The organism is Microvirga sp. ACRRW (genome assembly GCF_022346925.1).
In the GTDB taxonomy this organism is placed as follows: Bacteria; Pseudomonadota; Alphaproteobacteria; order Rhizobiales; family Beijerinckiaceae; genus Microvirga.
The window spans coordinates 338543-360507 of record NZ_JAKRNJ010000001.1; the positions used below are offsets into that span (position 1 = coordinate 338543).

A 21965-nucleotide genomic window follows, 5' to 3' on the forward strand; every position below is an offset into this window, starting at 1 on the left:
AACCGTGGGATGTTTCGTCATGGGCGATCAGGCCGCGGTTCTGTGCGGCGTGAGCACCAGGTCCTGTGCGGGAATGTCCTCTCCCGATAGAATGCGCTGCGTGTTCCACACAGCGCGCTCCACCACAGGCCTGAAATTGTCAATCGTGCCGCCCGCCGTGTGCGGTGTGACCACGGTCTGGTCCAGAAGCAGCAGGGGATTACCGACAGGAGGCTCTTGTTCGAATGCATCGAGGCCAGCGGAATAGATATGCCCGCTCACGAGCGCCTCATGCAGAGCCGCCTCGTCCACCAATCCGCCACGCGCGCAATTGACCAGGATCGCTCCCGGTTTCATGCGGGCGATACGGGCCGCATCGAATATTTTGGCGGTTTCCTTCATCAAGGGGAGATGAAGCGACACGATGTCCGATTGGGAGGTCAGCTCGTCGAGCGGCACATAAGTTGCATTCAGCTCCTGCTCGATCTCAGGGCTTGCTCTGCGCGGATCGTAGTAGAGGATATTCGCCTGAAAGCCGCTCAGGAGTCTGGCCAGTTGCTGGCCGATGGCACCGAAACCGACGATCCCGACATTCTTGCCATAGATCTGGCGGCTAACCCCGCGCGCCGCCTCCTTGTCCCAACCGCCGGCACGGGTCTGGCGGTCGAGGAGCGGCAGCCGGCGGCATGCGGCCAGCATCAGGAGCAGCGTGTGCTCCGCAACCGGGATTGAGTTTCCGGCCTGAAGACGCGCCAAGCCGATTCCACGGTCCGCGCATCGTTCGGCATCGATCCGGTCGATGCCGGCTCCGAGTTTCTGAATGAAGCGCAGTCGCGGGGCCGCATCGATGAGTGAAGCGGGCAGAGGTGCCGCCATGACGAAGACGACATCGGCGTCTCGCAGAGCTTGCGTCTTATCCTCGAGGCTCTGACCCTTGGCGATGCTAAGGCGCCATTCGGCCGGAATAGCGGCCGCAATGGTGTCGATGCTTTTCGGATGGAAAGGATCGATGATGCCGATGGTCAAAGCCGCCATGATCAGGCCCTTGCAACAGGTTGATGTATGGCCTGGAGAATTCAATCAGTGGCGATAAACGTCCAATCATTAAGTCGAGACTGCTCATTAATGACGTTTATGAGAAGCGGCCTGTCAGACGAAACCTGCAACGCCAGCCACAGCAGCAACGGCCAGAAGCCATAACGGATTGATGCGCGTCATCAGCACGACGCACGCAGTCGCGGCCGTTATGACATAACCGAGAGAACTCTGTGCGGATGCGGCTGTCAGCAACCAGGCGCTTGTGATCATGAGCCCTGTCGTCAAAGGTACGAGACCGCTCCGGAGAAGCTTGAACCATCTGAGATGCTGCCATTGCGTCGAAAGGTGCGTGGCGACATAGGCGATGATGGTTGCCGGACCGCAGATGGCGAGTGTTGCCGCGAGAGCGCCGATCAGGCCGAAGATCTGCCAGCCGATCAACGTCACGAATATGACATTCGGCCCTGGAGCCGCCTGAGCCAAGGCGAAGAGAGCAGTGAACTGCTCATTCGACATCCAGAGATTGTCGAGCACCACGAAGCGGTGAAGCTCGGGTAGGATGGTGTTGACTCCACCGATGGCCAGCAGTGAGAGAAGAGAGATGTGCACGATGAAGCCCCAAAGGCCATCGTTGCCGCTCATGGCGTCCTCCACCAGATCCAAAGGATGCTGACGGGCCCCAGGACGGCCAGCGTCCAGACGAGCGGCACTTTGATGATCGCCATCGCGATGAACACCATTGCAGCGATTGTGATGGTGCGTCCTGAACGGAGCACCGGCCACGCGATCTTAGCCGCCATGGCCACCACGAGTCCCGCAGCCGCGGAGGCCACTCCTCGGAACGCATTCGCCACCGCAGGAAGATCGCCATAGCGGGTATAAGCAGCACCCAGACACAGAACGAGAACCACGGGCATCACCATGAGGCCCAGAAGCGCGGATGTGGCGCCGGCAATGCCCGCAAAGCGCGCTCCGACATAGATCGAGATGTTCACCACATTCGGACCTGGAAGCAGTTGCGACAGCCCCAATACCTCCGTGAACTCCGAAGCCGTCAACCAGCGTCTCTTCTCGACGAGCATATGGCGCACAAAGGGCAGAACGCCGCCAAATCCCGAGAGCCCGACCAGCAGGAAAGCCCGGAACAGCTCCGTCACACTGACCGTGAGTGCTGGCGGCGCCTGAACGGATTCGCCATCGTGCAGCGGCCCCGCGCCTGTGTTCATGTTCACTCCATACGGCCCCCTCTTTCGTACAAGGGCGGTTCGTCAGCTTCAGCGAAAGCAGATCCATACAGGCTGGATGCGCGCCATACATACTAAAGCCGGATGGCTGATCATTTTCGCCACCCATATCAATGTCTAATCATTTATCCGGGCAGGCTCATAAATTTCGATAATATGCCTGCGTCAGAATGGCACGAGGAGAGACGGCGAGAATGATGAATCTTCGGCAGATGGAAGTTTTCTACGCCATCATGGTGACCGGCTCGGTCACCGGAGCCGCCCAGTTGCTCAATGTGACGCAACCCGCGATCAGCACGGTTCTCAAGCATTGCGAAAGCCGCTTGAAGATGAAGCTCTTTCACCGCGCTGGAGGGCGCCTGCAGCCGACCAGTGAGGCTGAAGCGATCTTTCCGGATGTGGCGGAGATTTTCGGGCGGATCGAGGCTGTCGGACGCCTCACGCAGGATCTTGTCGGCGGCAAGCTCGGCACTCTCTCCGTCGCAGCGGCTTTTCCCATCGCCAACGGCTATCTCGCCAAGGCCGTCGCAGGCTTCGTGACGAGCCGCCCGCAGGTACGCTGCACTCTTCAGTCGCTCACATCGCCCCAGGTTCTCGACCGCGTGATCAATCGGGAGGTCGAACTCGGAATCGCACACGAACCCATCATCAGTTCGGCAGTGGATACCGAGGTTCTCATGAGCTGGAGCATCGCCTGCGTCATGCCGGAGACGCATCCCCTGGCTGCGCGCAGCGAGATCGACATCAGGGATCTCGCGGATTATCCCATCATCACCTATCTACCGCAAATCGTGTTCAGGCCCTATGTGGACCGCGCTCTCAGCGAAGCGGGCGTTGCTCCAAACATCGTCATTCAAGTGAGCGTCGCTCTCACAGGCATCATGCTCGCCCGCTTCGGCGCAGGTATTGCCCTCGTGGATCCCCTGTTGGTGAGCACCATGGGCATTCCGGGCGTCGTCGTCAGAAACCTGGTGCCCCGCATCGAGGCCAAAACGCTGCTCATCCGGCCGAAAGCCGCGCCTCACTCAGTCGTTGTGAACGACTTCATCGCCCACCTCAAGCAGACGATCCAGGAGGGACATCTCTAGAAACTGTGTTTATGACTGATGCCGGATTTTTTATTCGACACTCTGTCGGCATCAGCTTCTCATATCAGCGCTGGTACGTTGGGACGGTCTGATCCGCCAATCCGACAGCTCGAGTGAACGATGCAAAGACATCGGAATGGTCTGAACGCAAGAATGTCAGGCCCGCAACACAATATCAGATAAACAACACGGAGGAAGATCAGATGAAATACGTCAGATACGCCCTTGCTGCGGCCGCGATGGCATTCACGACGACGGCATTCGCACAGCAATTCCCGTCAAAGCCGGTCACTCTCGTAGTCCCCTTCGCAGCTGGCGGATCGAATGATATTCTGGCGCGCTACCTCGGCGACAACCTGAGCAAGATGTGGGGGCAACCGGTTGTCATTTCCAACATGCCGGGTGCGGGTGCGGCTATCGGGTCGGCTCATGTCTCGAAAGCCGCTCCGGATGGGCACACGCTTCTCATTGCCTCTGTGACCTTTACGATGAATCCCGCCGTTCAGAAAAATCTTCCCTTCGATCCGGTCAAAGGCTTCAAGCCCGTCGCCATGATCGGTAAGGTGCCCCTGGTCCTGGTCGTCGGAAAATCCGTGCAGGCCAACACCGTTCAGGAATTCCTGACGACCGCCAAGTCCAAGGAGCTGGCCTATGCCACGTCCGGTCTCGGCACCGTCAATCAGTTCGGTGCCGAGCTCTTTGCCCAGAGCGCCGGCGTCAAGATGATCCCCGTTCACTATAAGGGCGGATCGGAGGCCATGACCGATGTCATCGGCGGGCACGCGGATCTTTTCATGAGCAGCATGACACAGGCGCTGCCGCTGATCCGCGGCGGCCAGTTGAGAGGCATCGTCGTCACAAGCCAGGAGCGCGCCAGCGTCGCCCCTGAAATTCCCACCGCTGATGAAGCCGGCGTAAAGGGTGTCGATGTGGAGCAATGGTGGGGCATCCTCGCGCCTGCAGGCACGCCAGACAATCTTGTCACCAAGCTCAACGCCGACATCAACAAGGTTCTGAACACGGAGGCCACGAAGGAATACCTTGCCCGCGATGCCGGCCGCCCCACTCCCATGTCGCCTGAGGCCTTCGGAAAGCTCATTCAGGATGAGCTCGCGAAGTGGAAGGACATTGCTCAGAAGGCCGACATCAAAGCCCAGTAAGGCTCGGCCGTTCCGATCTTGAAATGAATGTGCGCCATGTTCCAAAAACATGGCGCACACCAATCTTGCCTCGCCATGCTTCTCGAAACGGCAAGGACGAGCGCGCATTTCCGGATAGTGCAATGAGAATCGTTCGTCAGAAAGATTTTGTCACAGGGCTGCTCTACATCGCGCTCGGGGTGGCTTTTGCGGTTGCGTCCTACGGATACCGAATGGGCACGGCATCGCGGATGGGCCCAGGGTATTTTCCCTTCTGGCTCGGGGTGCTTCTGGCCGCAATCGGCGTCATGGTGCTCTGGGGTTCGCTACGTCTCCACGCCGAGCCGGAAAAGCTGCAGCGTTGGGCAGTGAGGCCAATGCTCATCATTCTGGCATCGGTCTTCATTTTCGGTGCAATGCTAGAAACTCTCGGGCTCGTTCTTTCTCTGATCGTTCTGATTGTCGGATCGAGCCTTGCCAGTCCTGAATTCACGTGGCGGTCCACTATCATCAACACAGTGGCGCTCATCGTCTTTGCTGTTGTCGTATTCGTTTACAGCCTGAGCCTTCAATTCCCCGTTTGGCCGACGTTCATCGCAGGCTGAGGAGAAAGCAGTGGAACTCTTCGATAACCTGATGCTCGGCTTTGCGAATGCTCTCACGTTCCAAAACCTTCTCTACGCCTTTTTCGGTTGCGTCCTGGGAACCTTGATCGGCGTGCTTCCGGGTCTGGGGCCGCTGGCAACCATTTCCATGCTTCTGCCCTTCACCTTTGGGCTCGAACCCCTATCCGCCCTGATCATGCTTTCAGGCATCTACTACGGGGCGGCTTATGGCGGATCGACCACGGCCATTCTCGTCAATCTTCCCGGCGAAACATCCTCGGTCGTCACGGTTCTCGACGGATACCAGATGGCGCGGCAGGGGCGCGCGGGTGTCGCCCTGTCGACGGCGGCCCTCGGCTCCTTCTTTGCAGGTTGCGTGGGAACCTTGATCCTCGCGGCCTTCGCCAAACCTCTCACGCAATTCGCGTTCAAGTTCGGCCCGGCGGAGTATTTCTCGCTCATGACCATGGGGCTGGTCGGCGCGGTGGCACTGGCGTCCGGCCCTCTTCTGAAGGCGATCGGGATGATCGTGCTCGGGCTCCTGCTCGGTCTCGTGGGCACGGATGTCGCATCCGGCGTCATGCGCTTCACATTCGGGCTGCCGCAGCTCTGGGAGGGCATCGATTTCATCGTGATCGCCGTTGGCGTCTTCGCATTCTCGGAGATCATCTCCAGCCTCGAGAGCAAGGAGATCCGGGAAACCTTTACGGAAAAGGTCACCAATCTCCGGCCGACGCGGGAGGACTTCAAGCGCATGATCCCGTCCGTGCTGCGCGGCAGCGCCATCGGATCGGCTGTCGGAGTGCTGCCCGGCGCAGGATTGTCTCTCGCATCCTTCTTCGCCTACAGCCTCGAGAAGAAAGTCTCCAAAACCCCTGAGCGCTTTGGAAAAGGCGCCATCGAGGGCGTGGCCGGCCCTGAAGCGGCCAACAATGCCGCCGCTCAAACGGCCTTTGTTCCCACGTTGACCCTGGGCATTCCCGGCAGCGCGACCATGGCCTTGATGCTGGGCGCTATGATCGTTCACAACATTCAGCCTGGCCCTCAGGTGATGACCAGCAACCCATCCCTTTTCTGGGGCCTGATCGCTTCCATGTGGATTGGAAACCTGATGCTGGTGATCCTGAACCTGCCGCTTGTGGGAATATGGGTGAAACTGCTCACGGTTCCTTTCAAGGTTCTCTACCCGGCTATCCTGATGTTCTGCTGCATCGGCGTCTACTCGGTTCAGAATTCCGTATTCGACGTATTTCTCGCGGCCGTGTTCGGCTTCTTCGGCTACGGCCTGAAGAAGCTCGATTGCGAGCCGGCGCCTCTGATGCTCGGTTTCGTGCTCGGCCCGATGATCGAGGAGAATTTCCGGCGGGCGATGGTGCTCTCCAAGGGAGACTTTTCGGTTTTCGTCAGCCGTCCCATTTCGGCCGTCCTGCTCGCGGTCACAGCGGCTCTCATCATCGCAGTCGCCCTTCCGAACATCCGCAACCGACGCGAAGAGGCTTTCCAGGAGGGTTGATCACGCTCCGCCATGAACAGCGGCGCAGCACATGCAGCTCTGCCATGCATGGTGCAGGCTTGAGATGACGAAGATGTTTCGAATCCGCAAATGCGAAAGGCGGCTCCTCGGAGCCGCCTTTACTCGTTCATTCGCTATGCTTTCAGCCACCGTAAGGCGATACACAGACCTGTCTTGGTCCGCTCAAGGGCTGATAGCTGTTGTCCGAAACGCGGTAGGACTTCCAACGGCTTCCGCACCAATTGACATGTGCGGCGCTCAACCGGACCGGAGCATATGCGGGCCGAGCAATAACAGGCTGATTGACGATGGCACCACCAATGATAGCGCCTGCAACGAAGGCTGCGGGAGGAAACCACCATCCATTGTACTGGCGATAACCACGGCGATACTCCCGATATCCCCGATGCCCGTTATAATAACTCCAGTCTCCACGCCGTTCAAAGCGCGGGCGATCAAACCGGCGCTCGTACCGCGGACGTTCGAACCGGCTCCGGTCGTCATTCCGGCGGAACTGCGCCTGTTTCAGGTCGCGGCTCGACGCCTCGGGTTTGACGACAAGCAAAGGCGCTGCATTCGAAGCGGATATCGCAGAACCGACAATGCCAAGAGACAAACAACCCGCAAGAACACCGGACACGACTTTTTTCATCACAATCTCCATAGGCATATGCTGAACTCGTTGCCTACATCGACTTTCGGGCGCATTCAGTGAACACTGACTGAATGCCAACATTAAGCTTTTGCAATGTTCGGAAAGCGGGATCAGGAATGCTTCAAGAGGCGAGAGTAGCCTCGTGCCTTATCTTCCATTGCTCGATGGGCGTCTGCTGTGACGATGAGACGATGCACACTCTATTAAAAGTCACGTTCAATCCCTGCAGCTTGCTCTGAAGAGCCGCGATCTGCCGGGTCTTCTCGTCGCTCTGCGTGACACCATAAGCGAGGGAGATATGCGGCATGAATGTTTCGAGGCTTCCCACCTTGAAAAGATCGACGGCTCTTTCCTTCAGCAGCTTCAGCTGAGGCACTACAGGGAAGCGCGCGTAGAACGAGCGATAATAAAGCTCGCTCTCCTCAACGGAGCCGACGGAAGCCTGAAAGGACGCAACTCCATCGGCCAATTGCTCCACGAGCGGCTGCAAATCCTCACAGCTTCGCGGCATATCTTCCACGAGAGTCAGGTGCGGCTGGAAAACGGGACTGTTGAAGCGCTTGGCGAGATCCCGAACGATTGAAGCGAATTTCTGCTCCTGCTCAGCGATGGGCATCAGCCAGATGGAATGATAGTCGCCGCTCATGTCATGTCTCGTTGTTGGAACTCAGCCGTCGCTCTTAAGGGAACGCACGCTGCCTCGATAGACCAGGGGTGCCTCGATGACGGAAACGATGGGAGGAGCCTTGGGATCGGCCTGGCGCTGATCCAGAACCTTGATGATCTCGTTCGAGAGAATCTCTTCATCTTGATGGAAGGTCGTGAGCCTGTAGGCCCCCCATCGCGCCTCGGGGATACCATCGAACCCAATGACTGAGAGATCTTCGGGAATCGACAAGTTCAAGACATCCCTTGCATAATCCATCAATCCGAAGGCCATAAGATCGTTGACGCAGAACACCGCCTCGACGGTATCTCCGGTTCCGAGCAGCAGCGATGCCGCTGCCTGACCGCCGTCGTAATCGGTATAGCCTGCTGCTTGAGTCCTGACCTTGATGCCCTGCTTTGCGGCAGCAGCCACAAAAGCTTCCTCGCGCTCGATCAGGTTGGGACTGCCCACCGCCGAGATAATGAGACCTAGCTTGCGCAGGCCTCGCGCGACAAAAACCTCGACAGCGATCTGTGCTGCGCGAGCATTGTCGACGCGAATATGATCCGGACCATGCTCAGTCCGACCGACCACGATGAGCGGTTGGCCATTGCGTTGCGCCAGCTCGACGAGGGACGAGGACGGCATGCCCGACAGAACGATGGTCGCCTCTGCCCGATAGCGCAGGAGGGTGGAATGAGCCGCCTTGACCTGATCCTCGCCGGAGCCTGTCGGAATGAGCACGGGCACGCTGCCGCGCTCCACAAGCCGCCGAGACAAGGCGGCGATTTGTTGCGTCCGGAACGGGCTTGCAGGATCGGACGCGACGAGCCCCACGAGGCGGCTGCGGTTGGCCAGAAGCCCGCGCGCCAGATCATTGACCTGATAGCCAAGCTCCGCTGCCGCCTGCATCACCTTCTTGCGGGTCTCGGGTGCGATGCTCGCACCCGGCGTAAAGGCTCGCGACACGGCGGATCGGGACACCCCGGCACGCTCAGCGACCATGTGGGCGCTGATGAAACCCGGCTGAGCCTCAAGCCCTGTATCCAGCTCCTGCATGACGCGACTAATGTCCGACCTTGGAGAGCACGTCCGAGCGAAGGAATTTTTCGACGACGAACATGAAGGCAATCGAGGGAACGAGAAGGATCAGGGCCGTGATCGAGGCGATCTGATAATTGCCTCCGGAGCTCGCCGTATAGAGCAGCAACGGCAGGGTCGTCACGTCGGGCGCGCCGACAAAATAGGTGCCCGTGAACTCGTCCAACGACTCCAGGAAGACGAAGATCGCGCTTGCCAAAAGTCCTGGCGCCGCGATGGGAAGGGTCACATCCCAGAACCCGCGAAGGGCGCTCGCACCCATGGAGCGGGCCGCCTCCTCAAGCTCGCGGTCGATTGCCGAGAATGCCGCCGTCGCAATCCAGACCGCATAGACGAGACCGTGCGTGACATGGACGAGCACCACGCCGAAGATCGTTCCGTTGAGGCCGTACTGATAAAAGATGCGGGCGATATTCACATAGACCGGCAGGTTCGGAAACGCCTGCGGGATCAGCAGCGCCAGCAAGATCAAACCACGGAACGGCAGCTTGAGGCGCGCCAATGCATAGCCCGCCGGGATGGCGAGGCCGAGCGACACGACCACCGTCAGAACCGCGATCAGAACGCTCGTCGCAAGCGATCCCATGGCGTTGCCGCGCGGTGAGAACACGCTTGTCCAGAATGAGAAGCCGTATTTTAGCGGCAACACATGGGGGAAGTACCAGCGTTCCGCGACAGCCCAGAGGAGCAGGTTCACGAGAGGGCCGAAGATGATGAAGGCCAGGATCCCAAGCCCGATGCCGCGCGGAATCCACTTCCAGTCGAGTTGGACGCTCATCGTGCATGCTCCCTCATGGTCTGGCGCAGATAGATGATGGCTGCCACGCTCGTCATGAGAAGCGAGATCAGACCCAGCGCATTGGCGACGCCGTAATCGCCGTGCGCGTTGATGCGGAAGGCCATGTTGGCGGTGATCATGGTGGGGGATTGAGCGTTAATCATGAGCGGCACGGAAAGCACCGACATCATGGTGACGAAGCTGAGAATGAGGCCGACGAGAAGCGTCTGCCGCACTTGCGGCAGCACGATCTCGATGAGGATGCGGATGCGCTTTGCGCCCAAGTTCCGCGCCGCCTCGATGGTGCTGCGGTCAATGGAAGCCATGGCGCCGGCGAGCAGCAGCGTCACGAACGGCGTCTGCTTCCACACAAAGGCGGTGACGATGCCGCGCCAGTCGAGGAAGCTCATGGCAGCCATCGGCGTCATGATGCCGGCCTCGATGAAGATGTTGTTCATCAGACCGTTCTTGGCGAGGAATGTGCGCAGAACCTGACCGACGACGATGAAGGGAATGAAGAGTGGCCAGCGATAGACCCAGCGCAGAATCGAGACCGCTGTCGGGTTAGACCCAAGGGTGAGATAGCCGCCGATCATGATCGAGAATAGACCGATAAGGGCCGACGACAACAGCACGATGACAAGGGTGAACACCATGTCGCTGCTGTAAAGCTCGAAGGACTTGATGAAATTGCCGAAGCCGAACGTGCCGCCCACATCGAAAGCGCCCGTGATGGAGCTGATGAGCGGGACGATGAAGAGAAGCAGAACAATCGCCAGCGCCGGAGCGACGAGCAAGAATCCAATCAACGGAATCGGCATGGCAGATGAACTTCCATGAAACCGGCGGCTTGAGGCCGGTAACGTTTGATCCTGGCAGGCGAAGTTGGCTGGGAGGGAGTTTCTCTCCCAGCCATGATGACAACCGCTTAGTTGCTGACCTGACGCTCGTAAGCCTCAAGAATCGCCTTGTTGTAGGGGGCGATCGGGAAAGGCTTGCCGTACTTGGCGAGCTCTTCAGGCGAGATGTCGGTGAAGAGCTGCTGCCATGTCTCCTTGTCCAGATTGGCCTGGACATGCTGCGCATCGATTCCCGGATACCAGTTGAAGCGCTTCACGATGCCTTCGGCCTGTACCTTCGGGCTCGTGGCGAGCGCTACGAACTTCTGGGCCAGGTCCGCATTCGGGCTCTTGGCCGGGATCACGTAGTGCATGGGCTGGCCGGGCATGCCGGGAGACGGAAGAACGAGCTTCATCTCCGGCGGAAGCTGGCCCTTGGCCTTCCATGAGTAGAACATGTCCACCCAGACCGGTCCGATGGCGATCTCGCCGCGGCTGAGCATGTCGAGCGTGCCGGCATTTCCGGGCGTCATCGTGGCATTTCGGCTGAATTCCTTCAGCGAGGCGAAAGCCTTGTCCCAATTCTTTTCCTGACCCTCTTCGAAGGGGCCGTTCATGAGCTTCTGGGCATCGCCGCCGCCATAGGCATAGATCCAGCCCATGACGAAGCTGACGCCGGACGCGCCGCCCTTAATGCCGTTATAGCCGAACTGCTTCGGGTTCTTCTTCACGAACTCGACAAGCTCGTCGTAGCTCTTTGGCGGATTGGGAACGAGGGCCGGGTTATAGGCCAGCGCGGTCTGGCTGTTGAACATGGGCATGACATAGCCGTCCACGTTCGTGCCAAGCGCCATCTTGGCGTTCTCGCGCGTGACCATAGAGCCGCTTGGGATCTTGCTGCGATAGGAATCGAGGAACTTCTGCTCGACCATGGGGCCGACGAATTTCTCGTGCACCACGGCAACATCGGCGTCCCACTTGGCGACGCCGGCTTTGCTCTGCGCCTCGAAGCGTTCGAGGATCTTCTGCGAGCCTGCATCGCCGGGGCCGGTGCCGACCACACGCACCTTCGCGCCCGGATTTTCCTTCTCGAAAAGGGGCCCGAGGTATTCGTTCACGTAGTCGACCATGTTCTGGTCGCCAGCCGTGAGAACAGTGATTTCAGCCGCAGCGAGCGGCGTGCAGAACAGGCCCGTTGCGAGCGTGGCTGCGATGAATTTAGCCTTCATGTTTTCCTCCTTGGGGGCGCCTTGCAAGCTGCGCCCAGACAATGATCGCCTGTGGTTGAGCCCACCGGTCTATTGTTTTGGGAACAGGAACAATGCCGCCTCGGGAATGCGGATCGTGACGCGCTTGCCAATCTCGAAATTGCGCGGCGCGTCGACGATGATATGCGATGATCCGACGACGATTACATGACGCCAGAGGCCGCCCGGATAACTCGTCTGCTCGACAACACCGTTCAGCGTCAGCGCGCCCTCGTCGCGCAAGGAGCCCGCGTCGTCCTTCGCATCGCTCAGCTGCACCGATTCCCCACGGAAGCGAGCATTCATAGTTCCGGAGAGCTTGCGTCCCTGCGCGGAAACAACGGCAGCGGAGTTGAACGGGCTTGCCGCGATCTCGATCCGCTCGCCGCTGGTCGCGCCTGAAAGCTCAAGCAGGTTCTCCGCGCCCATGAACGCGGCGACGAAATCGGAGCTGGGACGGTTATAGACCTCTTCAGGCGTCCCAACCTGCTCTATGGAACCATTGTTGAGGATGACGATGCGGTCGGCCATCACCATGGCTTCCTCGCGGTCGTGCGTGACATGCACCGCCGTGATGCCGAGCCGGCGCTGCAACGCGCTGATTTCGTGGCGCACCGTCAGGCGAATGCGCGCATCGAGATTGGACAGGGGCTCATCGAGAAGAAGAATGTCGGGCTGGATCGCGAGCGCCCTTCCCAGGGCCACGCGCTGGCGCTGACCGCCGGAAAGATTGGCAGGCTTGCGCGCGCCGAACGCATCGAGCCCCAGGAGCTTCTTGATCTGCGTGACGCGCGTCTCGATCTCAGCCTTCGGCACCTTCCGCAACTTGAGCCCGTAACCGATATTCTGGTCGACCGTCATGTGCGGCCAGAGCGCATAGGACTGGAACACCAGGGCCATGCCGCGCTTGTCCGGCGGCAGCCGGGTCACATCCCGGCCGTCGACACGAATTGCACCCGAGGCGGGTATGTTGAACCCTGCAATGCTGCGCAAAAGGGTCGTCTTCCCGCACCCTGAGGAGCCAAGAAGTGCGACGAACTCCCCCTTTTTGACGGCGAGGTTCACTCCCTTGAGGACTTCATGCTGTCCATAGAGAACACGGGCGTCTGCCACTTCAAGAAAGGCGTTCAATGTTTCCTGCTCCTCGGCCTGGGCCCTCTTCGGGGCGCGGTTGCACAGGCGTGCAAGGATTATGATCAGCTTCCATCGCGCCACGCAAGCGGGGCTAGACTAAGGTCTGATGACGTAGGTTTTGTGAAGCTAGCGAAGGCGTGCCCGCCCCCACCCCGCGGCGGGCGTGCTCCAGGCGACCCCTCAAAGGCGGCACGGCATCCGGCAGGATGCGTGCATCAGGCGCGGTCGAGCGACAGGGTGTGATTGTCCCAGATCCAGCGGTCGAGATCGCCGCCAATGCGCTCGATGGCGCGGCCTTCGATCTGGGTCATCCCCACACCTGCATTGCCGGAGGTGACGAGGAACGTGGCGCGCTCAGGTGCTGCCGCGACGCCGCAGATATCCGACATGCGCCTGCGTCCGAGATATCTCCGCGAGGTCCTGTCCCAGAAGGCAACGACGCTGCCGAGAGGGCTCGTGGCCGCAATGATGTCGCTCGAGCGGTCCAGCGATACGGAGCCGATATAGTTCTCCAGCGAGAGAAGATCGTCCTCCGGGATGTCGAGGAAGATCGTTTCGCCGCTCAATGTGAGAATTCCCACAAGCTGCATCACATTGAGAGCGTCGCCCTTGAACTGGCAGCCGAATACCACTTCGCCATCCGGCGCGCAGGCAAGGTGACGGATGCTCAAGCTGCGCAGCTCGCGTGGCAGTTCAATATGACTCTCAACCTCACCGGTGCCCGCACGAAGAACGGCGAGGCTCGATTCCAATGCGCCTTGGTTGAGGGCGTCGCGGCTGTCCGCTTCCGTGCGCTCGCCGCCATTGGCCACAACCAGACGCTTGCCGTCGGGCAGGAAGGTGAGATCGTGCGGCCCGGGGCCGTTCGTCATTGTCTCGCCGATCCGCACATAGCCCGCATCCGCATCATAGATACCCAGAACACCATCGCCATTCTCGACGCGGTTCTCCGTGGCGTACAGCAACCGCCCATCGTCGGAAAATGTGCCATGGCCGTAGAAATGTCGTCCTGGCATCGCCGGCACGACCTTGCGGACGTCTCCACTGATGGGATCGATCACGGCCATCCAGTTGCCGGGCCGCCGGGCGAACACGACAAGCTCACGTCCACCCGGACGGAGCGTGATGTCGTGCCCGCGCGACGGCAGGGTGGTGGCAAAGCGCATGCGCCCATCTTGGGAGAATGCCGCTACATGGTGCACGCCGTTCGCATTCGTGCAGGCCGACACATAGATGGGCTCTCCCGCAAACGCGCCGCGAGGAGAAAGGCCCGTGCCAATGGCTGCGCCAAGCGCGGCGAGGAAGCTCCTGCGATCAATCGCCATCGAGAGAATTGAACCCCGTTGTGATCTCCAAGGACGGCGGGAGACCGGCTGTCGCAATCGTGCGCGCCGAGGAAACCGCATCGCGCAGCAATATGATCTTCGTACGCCCGCGCGGATCGGCGACCGCCTTGCGGAGATCCTCCGGCGCGTTCTCGGAGATCGACGCCGCAGACTCGATGGCATCGAGCGCGCCCTGTCCCTCATCGCCAGGGTTGGGGCCGAGCAATGCGCGCGTCAGCGCGCCTGCTGCTTCCAGGTTGAGATGGATCGCACGCGTTGAGCGCCCGCTGCGCCACATCTCGGCCGTTGTCGGTCGAGTGGCATCAATACTTGGACCGAGAGGACCAACGAGCTTGAAATCCTCGACGACTTCGAGCGCGGTGAGAAGATCCGTGACAAGGCGTGTCACCGCCTCGCGGGCACGCGCTTCGTCAGCCTGCTCGAGCATCGGCAGGGTTTTCTGCCGCCATTCATCCGAGACCTTGCGGGATGTCGTAGCCAGCGCAGTCGCGATCGCCTTTCCTACCTGGCACAACCGCTCGCTGGCGGGCGCGCTGGAACGCAGGCCATTGCGCGTCTCTTCCTCGAACAGCAGCCGTTCGAGCGCCGAGAAACCCTGACCGGCAACGCTCGTCTCCTGGAAGCGCTCGGGAGACAGAATCTCGGCATCCGGGCGCGAGATGAGATTCGACAATGCGCGCGAAACCGCATTGCGCCGCTCTGGCCAATGCTCCATGCGCTCGAACCTGAACTCTTCCCCAATCGGCCCGTAGCGCACGAACTCGACCTGCGCCCACGCATCGGCAGCCGCATGAAAAGCCGCATCGAGCGCCTTCAGATCGCGCGGAGTCTTAGAGCGACAGGCATCGTTCCATGCCGCCGCTTGCGAAGATGTTGCTTCGGCCAGCGCCTCGTAGCGAGGCAATGCGAATTCGCGGGCAGCTCTCAAGGCGACCTGACGATGATCGGCTGCGTTCGCCGGCGCGCCCAATGCGAACGCGAGAAGAAAGCCCATGGCAGCCAGCAAACGCATCACGTCGAACTCCTAAAGCGAGGCCAGGAAGGCGAGAAGCCGTTCACGCTCGCGCCTCTCAAGAGCAATATAGCGCGTTCGCGCCGCGCTGCCCTCCCCGCCATGAGCAAGGATAGCTTCTTCAATCGTTCCCGCGCGCCCGTCATGCAAGAAGCGCGCGCCGGATGCAAGAATCCGCGAGAGGCCCCAGAGCGGCGCGGTTCTCCATTCGGTGGAGGCCACGCCGGGTTCGGTTGCACCGCCATCGAGGCCTGCGCCCATGTCATGCAGGAGAAGATCGGTATAAGCCTGCACCGGGCCGCTCGGCGAGGGCAGCACCGGCGCATGGCAGGCAGCGCAGCCTATGCTCGCGAACAGCTTTGAGCCAAGCTTCTCCGTTCCACCACTGGCCGGTGCGGGTGGCGCAACAGAAGCCAGATAATCGCGGATCATCGCGACGATCTCGAGCGTGATTTCCGGCTCGCTCCCGTCTGCGCCATGTGGAGCGGCGCGGCATTCGGCTTGCTTCTCGGTGCAATCGCCCCAGGGAGTCATCCTCCCTTGCGTCGAGAAGCCGAGATCGAGCGCAAACGCCGTCGCGCTCATGCCGGAGAGAGTGGCCGCCGATGCCTTCCAGCCGAAGCGCCCGATGCGGGATATGCCGTCATGTACCGCGACGACATTCGCGCGACCGGATATACCGTCGCCGTTCCGGTCATCCGGGTCCGCACGTTCCAGGATGGCGGCGTCAGTCACCGCGTCTAGAAGTCCCATTCCACGAAGGGCCGGCGCAAGGCGGGCTCCGTGCCGGCTGCCAGGGGCAAGGATGCCCTGATTCAAGCTGTGAGGAGACGGCCCGCTCTCCGAGAATGCGATGCGCCCCTCGGGTGCAAGGCCAGGAACGGCGGCGGTCTGAAGCTGCCTGCCATAAATCGGGTCCGCCTCGCCGTTCTCACTGGAAAAGCGCATGACGAGATTATCGCTCGTCACGATACCGGCAGCATCCACCTCGACCGGCATGCGCTCCAGGCCCACATGGCACGAGACACAGGCGCGGGCATTGAAGAGTGGCCCCAAGCCATCGTTGGCCTTCGTCGATGACGGCGCAGGCACCCAAGCACGCTCGAACAGTGCCTTGCCGATGGCACGGCTCATGCGGTCGTCCGCCAGGGCGGTTCCTGCGAGCAAAATCGCGATGCCAATGCCGACGGCAAGGCGCATCACACAACCCTCACATAGCCCATCATCCCAGCCTCGAGATGTTCGAGGATGTGGCAATGGAACATCCAATCCCCAGGCGCGGCGACGAAGGCGATCTCGATGCGCTCCTTCGGGTGCAGCAGCACCGTATCGGCGAGAAAGCGCGGCAGGTCGGACCGTGAAGCAGACAGAACCTCGAACATGTGCCCATGCAGATGAATCGGATGCGGGTGGGGCGTGGCGTTCATCAACTCGAACACATAGGACTTGCCCGCCTCCAGCATCGCCAGCGGCGGCGGAAGATTCCGATGACCGGCATTGGGCCAGGATGCCTTGTTGATGGCCCAGAAAGTCGCATCCTGAACGCAGAGCGCGTCGAGCATCACCTTGCTCAAAGGGTCGTCCTGAGCCATAGCCTGCACGAAGCCCGAAGCACCCGTTGCAGCACTGAACGCGAAAGTCTTGCGCTCGGCTGTTTTCAGATCCGCACGCGGCACGCGCGACGCATAGAGAGGTTTGGGACGGAACGGGCGCTGCTTCAGATTTGAGTCGACGCTCTTCAGCGTCGCCAGTGTCCAGGGCTCGGCGGAAAAATAATCGATCACCTTGAAGGATCGACCCGCCTTGGGCGCGCGTACCAGCACGTCGAGGCGCATCGCCGTGCCGAGCTTCCAGCTGTGCAGCGGAAATGGATCGATGGGATTGCCGTCGGTCGCGATCACATAGGCATCGGCTCCCTCCACGCCCACCTCGATAGTGCGGGAAGAATCGAGGTTGAGAATGCGTAGGCGAACATCGCCGTGGGCTGGGACATCGCGCGAGAATTCCTGCACGCCGTTGACGGCGCGCACCGTCCCGAAGGTGCCGGCGCGGCTTGCACCCTCATTCGTATGGAACGGCAACCACGATCCGTTCTCGGCAAGCCGCCAATCCTTGTTGGCGAGCACGATATCCGCATGCGACGGCTCCTGCTCATCACCTTCGACGATCAGGATTCCGGCAAGACCGCGCCCGATCTGTCCCGTCTCGTTGCAGTGCGGATGGAAAAAGAACGTGCCCGTATCGGGAGGCGTGAACTCATACGTGAAGGTTTCACCCGGATTGACCGGAGGCTGCGTCAGATATTGCACGCCGTCCTGTCCATTGGGCACGCGGACTCCGTGCCAATGCATCGAGGTGTGTTCCGGCAGCGTGTTGACGAGCTGCGCGCGCAAGCTGTCACCCAGCCGGATTCGCGTGACGCCGAAGGGCTGGTCCGTATAGGTCCAGACACGCGAAACAGGCCCCGAGGGCCCGAGAAGCCGAGCCTCGCGCTCAGCCGCCGTGAAGGTGAGTTCATGCTTGACGCCAATCGCACCGGGCGGACGCGCGGGCAGCCCCTCGCCTGCCCGCGCAGACGAGGATCGCCACCCAAGGCTTGCGAGAGCACCGGCTCCCGCAAGCCCTGCCGTTCCGCTCAAAAAGATGCGGCGTGTCAGCACGATGGCCTCACTGCACCGCCGACGGGTTGTCGAGAGAGTCGGAGCCCTCGATCTTGATCTTGAGACCGAGCGCGCTCACCAATCCTTCGATAGCGCGCGCCTGAGCGACGAGGGAGTTCACACCCTCTTCGACCACACGATTGCCCTCGGCATTGCCTTCCGCGATCATCTGGTCGTAGGCCTCGACGCCCTTGTCGGCGCGCGCCTTGATCGCGCCGAGCTTGTCGGTCGCGTTCTTCATCGCGGCATCGACCTTGCCGGCTGCGTCACCTGCTTTCTCTTTCGCGTAGGCCGCGAGACTCGCGCCTTCGATCACGCTGCCGTCCGTGCGCACGTAGCGACCGTTGTAGATCGCCGCCATGCCGACCTGATCGTAGTAATGCGAATTGTGGGTGTTGTCGGAGAAGCAATCATGCTCCTCTTCCGGATCGTGCAGGATGAGCCCGAGCTTCATGCGCTCGCCGGCAAGTTCACCGTAAGAGAGGCTGCCGAGTCCGGTGAGGATCGTCGCCAATCCATCATTGGCCTTCTTGGCCGTCACTTCCTTGCGGGCCGCACCCTTCGCACTCCAGGCCTGAACCATCTCTGACAGGTCGTCGACGAGGAGTTCCGTTGCCGCGCGCAGATACTCGCGACGGCGTTCACAATTGCCATGCGTACATTTGTCGAGCGCGTAATCGGTGGCAGGGCGCGTTCCCGCACCGGCCTTCGTGCCGTTGAGGTCCTGACCCCAGAGCAGGAACTCGATGGCGTGATAACCCGTCGCCACATTGGACTCGACACCACCGGCTTCCTGCAGTTTGTCGCTCAATAGCTTCTTCGTGATCTTGCTCGCATCGACCTGGTTGCGTCCGACGCGGATCTTCTTGTTGGCGATCACATTGGCGCGGTAGAGCGGATTCTCATCCGACTTCTCACCATAGGATGACGTGTCGACATAATCGATCAGGCCCTCGTCCAGCGGCCAGGCGTTGACCTTGCCTTCCCACTCGTCGACCTGCGGATTGCCGAAGCGAAAACCTTCCGTCTGCTGATATGGCACCCGCGCCGCAAGCCATGCCTCGCGCGCCTTCTTGAGGTTCTCCTCCGTTGGCGCGCCCAGGAACACATCGACCGCCTTGTTGAGATCGCGTGCCGCCTTCAGGGCATCCTCGTACATGGCCTGCGCGATGTTCGCATAGGTGGCAACCACCGCCTTGGGCTCGGGAGCGGCGGCATAAGCGGGCATGGCAACGAGCGCGCCGAGAAGCGCGGTTGCCGCCAGCAGGGATCGGGCAGACTTCATGGGAAGAGACCTCCAGCAGGATCAGCGAGACAAACGCAGTTTAGAAATCCTAAAAACTACCTTTGTTTTCAATCACTTAATATAGGAATGAGGGAGCATCCGCAACCATATCCCTTACCTCGGCGTCAGGAAGGCTGAGGAGGATAGGACAAGAACCGGCAATGCTCGGAAGGAAAAGGGCCGAGATGGACAAGCGGCGCAATCGTCATGCACCTCTTGTGTCTATCCGCTCGAGGCCGTGAAAAACGGCCACGGAATCGCGGCGGGCGATGCCGATGAGCGTGATGTCGAGAAGCCGCGCCCTCTCCAGGGCAAGCGCGGTTGGCGCCGAGATGGCGACGAGTGTCCTTGCACCGAAGGCCGCGACCTTTTCCACCAGCTCGAAGGAACAGCGGCTTGTGACGATGGCGAAACCGCTTTCCGGCCTCGTGCCCACACGGGCAACAGCGCCGATGAGCTTATCGAGCGCATTATGCCGACCCACATCCTCACGCACGAACCGGACCGTTCCGTCGAGGTCGGCCCATGCCGCCGCATGCACGGCATGCGTCAGCTCGTTAAGAGCCTGCTCGCGCTCAATGCCCAGCAGAGCTGCGCGAATAGCGGACAAGGCAATGTCCGGCGCGCGTCCTTTCGGCTGTCTGGCCTGCGGCAAGGACTTCAGATCATCGATGCCGCACAGGCCGCAACCTGTTCGCCCCATCATGGCGCGCTTTCGCGCGAGATGTTCGTGAAGCCTGTTCGATGTCAGCTCGATTGAGAGCCGAAGGCCTTTCTCCTCTGGTTCGATGCGAATCCCACGGATGTCATCCGGCTCCTGGATCACACCTTCGGTCAGGCTGAAGCCAACGGCGAAGTCTTCGAGATCCGACGGCGTCGTCATCATGACGGCAAACGGGACGCCGCCATAAATCAGATTGACCGGCACTTCCGAGGGAATGGCTCTCGTTCCATGAAACGGATCTGAATCCTCGAAGGAGATTACCGTCATTGAGGCTTCCACCGCAGTCGGGTTCCGCGGATCGTCATGTGGCACGCCCTGAAGAAGGTGGCCTTGATCGGCAGGAGAACTCAGCCCGCTGAATTGCGGCTTGACCGTGGAGTCTTCAGACTCGGTGTGATCACCCGGCATGACGGTTCCTCTCCGGTCGACCCGTTCGAATGCTGCCATGGAAATGCACCTGGCAGCTTCTGCATTAGGGCCATCCCGGGCATCAGAATGCAAGACCCGCAACCGGATGAGGCTGCGTGCGATGGAACGGGGAGTTTGCATAATCGGCGAAGGTCTGGGACCATGAAGAGAGGAACGGAGGATTCAGATGGACACGCAAGATGTTCGGCTCAGTCATTTGTCCCATGGCGGCGGTTGCGGATGCAAACTGGCGCCCGCTGTTCTCCAGCAACTCCTCTCTGAACAGCCAGTTGCCGGACCATTCAAGAACCTCCTCGTCGGCACAGAGACGGCGGACGATGCGGCCGTCTGGCAGCTCGACGAGAACACCTGCATCATCGCGACCACGGATTTCTTCATGCCGATGGTCGACGATCCGTTCGATTTCGGGCGCATCGCGGCGACCAATGCCATTTCCGACGTCTATGCGATGGGCGGCCGCCCGATCATGGCGCTTGCGATCCTCGGCATGCCTCTGGGCAAGATTGCACCGGCCACCGTCCGCGAAATCCTGAAGGGCGGCGCGGCGATTTGCGCCGAGGCCGGCATTCCGGTCGCGGGCGGCCATTCCATCGATTGTCCCGAGCCGGTCTATGGACTTGCCGTAATCGGAACGGCGAAGCCCAGCGACATTCGCCGCAACAGCGGCGCGAAGGCAGGCGATGCGCTGATCCTGACGAAGGCTCTCGGCGTCGGCATCTATTCGGCTGCATTCAAGAAGGATGCGCTCTCCGCTGACGCCTATGTGGAGATGATGCACTCGGTCACGCTTCTGAACAGGATCGGCGCCGAGCTTGCGCAGGATCCCGATATCCATGCCATCACGGACGTGACCGGTTTCGGCATCCTCGGCCACGGCCTTGAGATGGCGCGCGGATCGGAACTCACCTTGACCATTGATCACGCCCGCCTCCCCTTCCTGCAGGAAGCCCCATCCCTTGCACAAAAGGGCTACGTCACGGGTGCCTCGACCCGGAACTGGGACAGCTATGGAGACGGTGTCGTGCTGCCGGAAAGCATGGACCTCTGGCAGAGACATCTTCTCACCGATCCCCAGACCTCAGGCGGGCTCCTGATCGCCTGCGTTCCGGAGCGAGCGGAGCAGATTCTCGGTCGCATCGTCGAGGCCGGGTATCCATCTGCTCGGATCGTCGGCCAAGCGGAGGCCGGTCCCTCGCAGGTCAGGGTGATCTGACGGGTTTCGGAACCCGCCGCCCTCCGCAACGTTGCTCCGAGAGCTTAGCCAAGGAGCGGACGCTATGCGTGCCTCTATGATCCTTGCCGTCGCCGTCCTCGGCCTGTCGACGCCCTCTTGGGCTCAAACGGCAGCGCAGCCATGTCCGGAGGCGCCTGCAACCACTGCCGCGACGCCGCCCGATCCGAACAACCCTGCCTCTGGCACCTCGCCGGGAACGGCAGGATCCTCCGGCTGGACGGGCGGACTCGGTGGCTCCCATATCGGCACGTCTCCGCAAGGGCCAA

21 protein-coding genes are annotated in these 21965 nt (G+C 60.8%); 5 read left to right on the plus strand and 16 right to left on the minus strand.

Going from position 1 to position 21965, the window contains the following annotated elements; genetic code table 11:
- Nucleotides 1-27: 27 nt before the first annotated feature.
- The 3 genes from MHY87_RS01660 to MHY87_RS01670 all read right to left on the minus strand — a co-directional run bounded on the left by MHY87_RS01660 (nt 28) and on the right by MHY87_RS01670 (nt 2243).
- Entirely contained in the window at nt 28-1014 is a 987-nt protein-coding gene (locus MHY87_RS01660; protein WP_239348744.1) for a 2-hydroxyacid dehydrogenase, read from the minus strand.
- Between the two features lie 114 nt (nt 1015-1128).
- Nucleotides 1129-1659, minus strand: a complete 531-nt coding sequence (locus tag MHY87_RS01665) for a chromate transporter (protein ID WP_239348746.1) — start codon at nt 1657-1659, stop codon at nt 1129-1131.
- Complete coding sequence (locus MHY87_RS01670; protein ID WP_239348748.1) at nt 1656-2243, minus strand: chromate transporter; 588 nt, start codon at nt 2241-2243, stop codon at nt 1656-1658. The genes MHY87_RS01665 and MHY87_RS01670 overlap by 4 nt, the downstream gene beginning before the upstream one ends.
- 212 nt (nt 2244-2455) lie before the next feature.
- On the opposite strand from MHY87_RS01670, the gene MHY87_RS01675 reads away from it, so the two are divergent.
- From MHY87_RS01675 to MHY87_RS01690, 4 genes are all read left to right on the plus strand, one after another.
- Nucleotides 2456-3349: a LysR family transcriptional regulator gene (locus MHY87_RS01675; RefSeq protein ID WP_239348750.1), complete on the plus strand. Its 894-nt coding sequence runs from the start codon at nt 2456-2458 to the stop codon at nt 3347-3349.
- A gap of 203 nt (nt 3350-3552) precedes the next feature.
- Entirely contained in the window at nt 3553-4509 is a 957-nt protein-coding gene (locus MHY87_RS01680) for a tripartite tricarboxylate transporter substrate binding protein (protein ID WP_239348752.1), read from the plus strand.
- 23 nt (nt 4510-4532) lie between these two features.
- Entirely contained in the window at nt 4533-5093 is a 561-nt protein-coding gene (locus tag MHY87_RS01685; protein WP_239348754.1) for a tripartite tricarboxylate transporter TctB family protein, read from the plus strand.
- Between the two features lie 10 nt (nt 5094-5103).
- On the plus strand, nt 5104-6606 hold the full coding sequence (locus MHY87_RS01690; protein WP_239348756.1) for a tripartite tricarboxylate transporter permease: 1503 nt from the start codon (nt 5104-5106) through the stop codon (nt 6604-6606).
- 142 nt (nt 6607-6748) lie between these two features.
- Here MHY87_RS01690 and MHY87_RS01695 read toward each other — a convergent pair whose 3' ends face one another.
- The 13 genes from MHY87_RS01695 to fdhD form a co-directional block, all read right to left on the minus strand.
- Complete coding sequence (locus MHY87_RS01695; protein WP_239348758.1) at nt 6749-7258, minus strand: BA14K family protein; 510 nt, start codon at nt 7256-7258, stop codon at nt 6749-6751.
- Nucleotides 7259-7382: 124 nt separating this feature from the next.
- Nucleotides 7383-7907 (minus strand): 2'-5' RNA ligase family protein, encoded by a 525-nt coding sequence (locus tag MHY87_RS01700; RefSeq protein ID WP_239348760.1) that lies wholly within the window; start codon nt 7905-7907, stop codon nt 7383-7385.
- A gap of 21 nt (nt 7908-7928) precedes the next feature.
- Entirely contained in the window at nt 7929-8969 is a 1041-nt protein-coding gene (locus MHY87_RS01705; RefSeq protein ID WP_239348762.1) for a LacI family DNA-binding transcriptional regulator, read from the minus strand.
- A 7-nt stretch (nt 8970-8976) separates the two neighbouring features.
- Nucleotides 8977-9789 carry an ABC transporter permease gene (locus MHY87_RS01710; RefSeq protein ID WP_239348764.1) on the minus strand — a complete coding sequence of 271 codons (813 nt, stop codon included), beginning with the start codon at nt 9787-9789 and terminating at the stop codon, nt 8977-8979.
- Nucleotides 9786-10610 (minus strand): ABC transporter permease, encoded by an 825-nt coding sequence (locus tag MHY87_RS01715; RefSeq protein WP_239348766.1) that lies wholly within the window; start codon nt 10608-10610, stop codon nt 9786-9788. Before MHY87_RS01715 ends, MHY87_RS01710 begins: the two co-directional genes overlap by 4 nt.
- A 107-nt stretch (nt 10611-10717) precedes the next feature.
- On the minus strand, nt 10718-11857 hold the full coding sequence (locus MHY87_RS01720; protein WP_239348768.1) for an extracellular solute-binding protein: 1140 nt from the start codon (nt 11855-11857) through the stop codon (nt 10718-10720).
- A 69-nt stretch (nt 11858-11926) separates the two neighbouring features.
- Complete coding sequence (locus MHY87_RS01725; protein WP_239348770.1) at nt 11927-13006, minus strand: ABC transporter ATP-binding protein; 1080 nt, start codon at nt 13004-13006, stop codon at nt 11927-11929.
- Between the two features lie 218 nt (nt 13007-13224).
- Nucleotides 13225-14334, minus strand: coding sequence for a DUF1513 domain-containing protein (locus MHY87_RS01730; protein WP_239348772.1), 1110 nt, complete (start codon nt 14332-14334; stop codon nt 13225-13227).
- Entirely contained in the window at nt 14324-15367 is a 1044-nt protein-coding gene (locus MHY87_RS01735; RefSeq protein WP_239349723.1) for an imelysin family protein, read from the minus strand. Before MHY87_RS01735 ends, MHY87_RS01730 begins: the two co-directional genes overlap by 11 nt.
- Nucleotides 15368-15379: 12 nt before the next feature.
- A complete protein-coding gene (locus MHY87_RS01740; protein ID WP_239348774.1) occupies nt 15380-16567 on the minus strand; it encodes a di-heme oxidoredictase family protein in 1188 nt (395 codons plus the stop codon).
- The gene (locus MHY87_RS01745; RefSeq protein WP_239348776.1) at nt 16567-18027 is read right to left on the minus strand and encodes a multicopper oxidase family protein; all 1461 of its coding nucleotides are present in this window, start codon (nt 18025-18027) and stop codon (nt 16567-16569) included. Before MHY87_RS01745 ends, MHY87_RS01740 begins: the two co-directional genes overlap by 1 nt.
- 7 nt (nt 18028-18034) lie before the next feature.
- Complete coding sequence (locus tag MHY87_RS01750) at nt 18035-19312, minus strand: imelysin family protein (protein WP_239348778.1); 1278 nt, start codon at nt 19310-19312, stop codon at nt 18035-18037.
- Between the two features lie 205 nt (nt 19313-19517).
- Nucleotides 19518-20483 (minus strand): formate dehydrogenase accessory sulfurtransferase FdhD, encoded by a 966-nt coding sequence (gene fdhD / locus MHY87_RS01755; RefSeq protein ID WP_239348780.1) that lies wholly within the window; start codon nt 20481-20483, stop codon nt 19518-19520.
- Between the two features lie 148 nt (nt 20484-20631).
- On the opposite strand from fdhD, the gene selD reads away from it, so the two are divergent.
- Nucleotides 20632-21678: a selenide, water dikinase SelD gene (gene selD / locus MHY87_RS01760; protein ID WP_239348782.1), complete on the plus strand. Its 1047-nt coding sequence runs from the start codon at nt 20632-20634 to the stop codon at nt 21676-21678.
- The last annotated feature ends 287 nt before the right edge of the window (nt 21679-21965 follow it).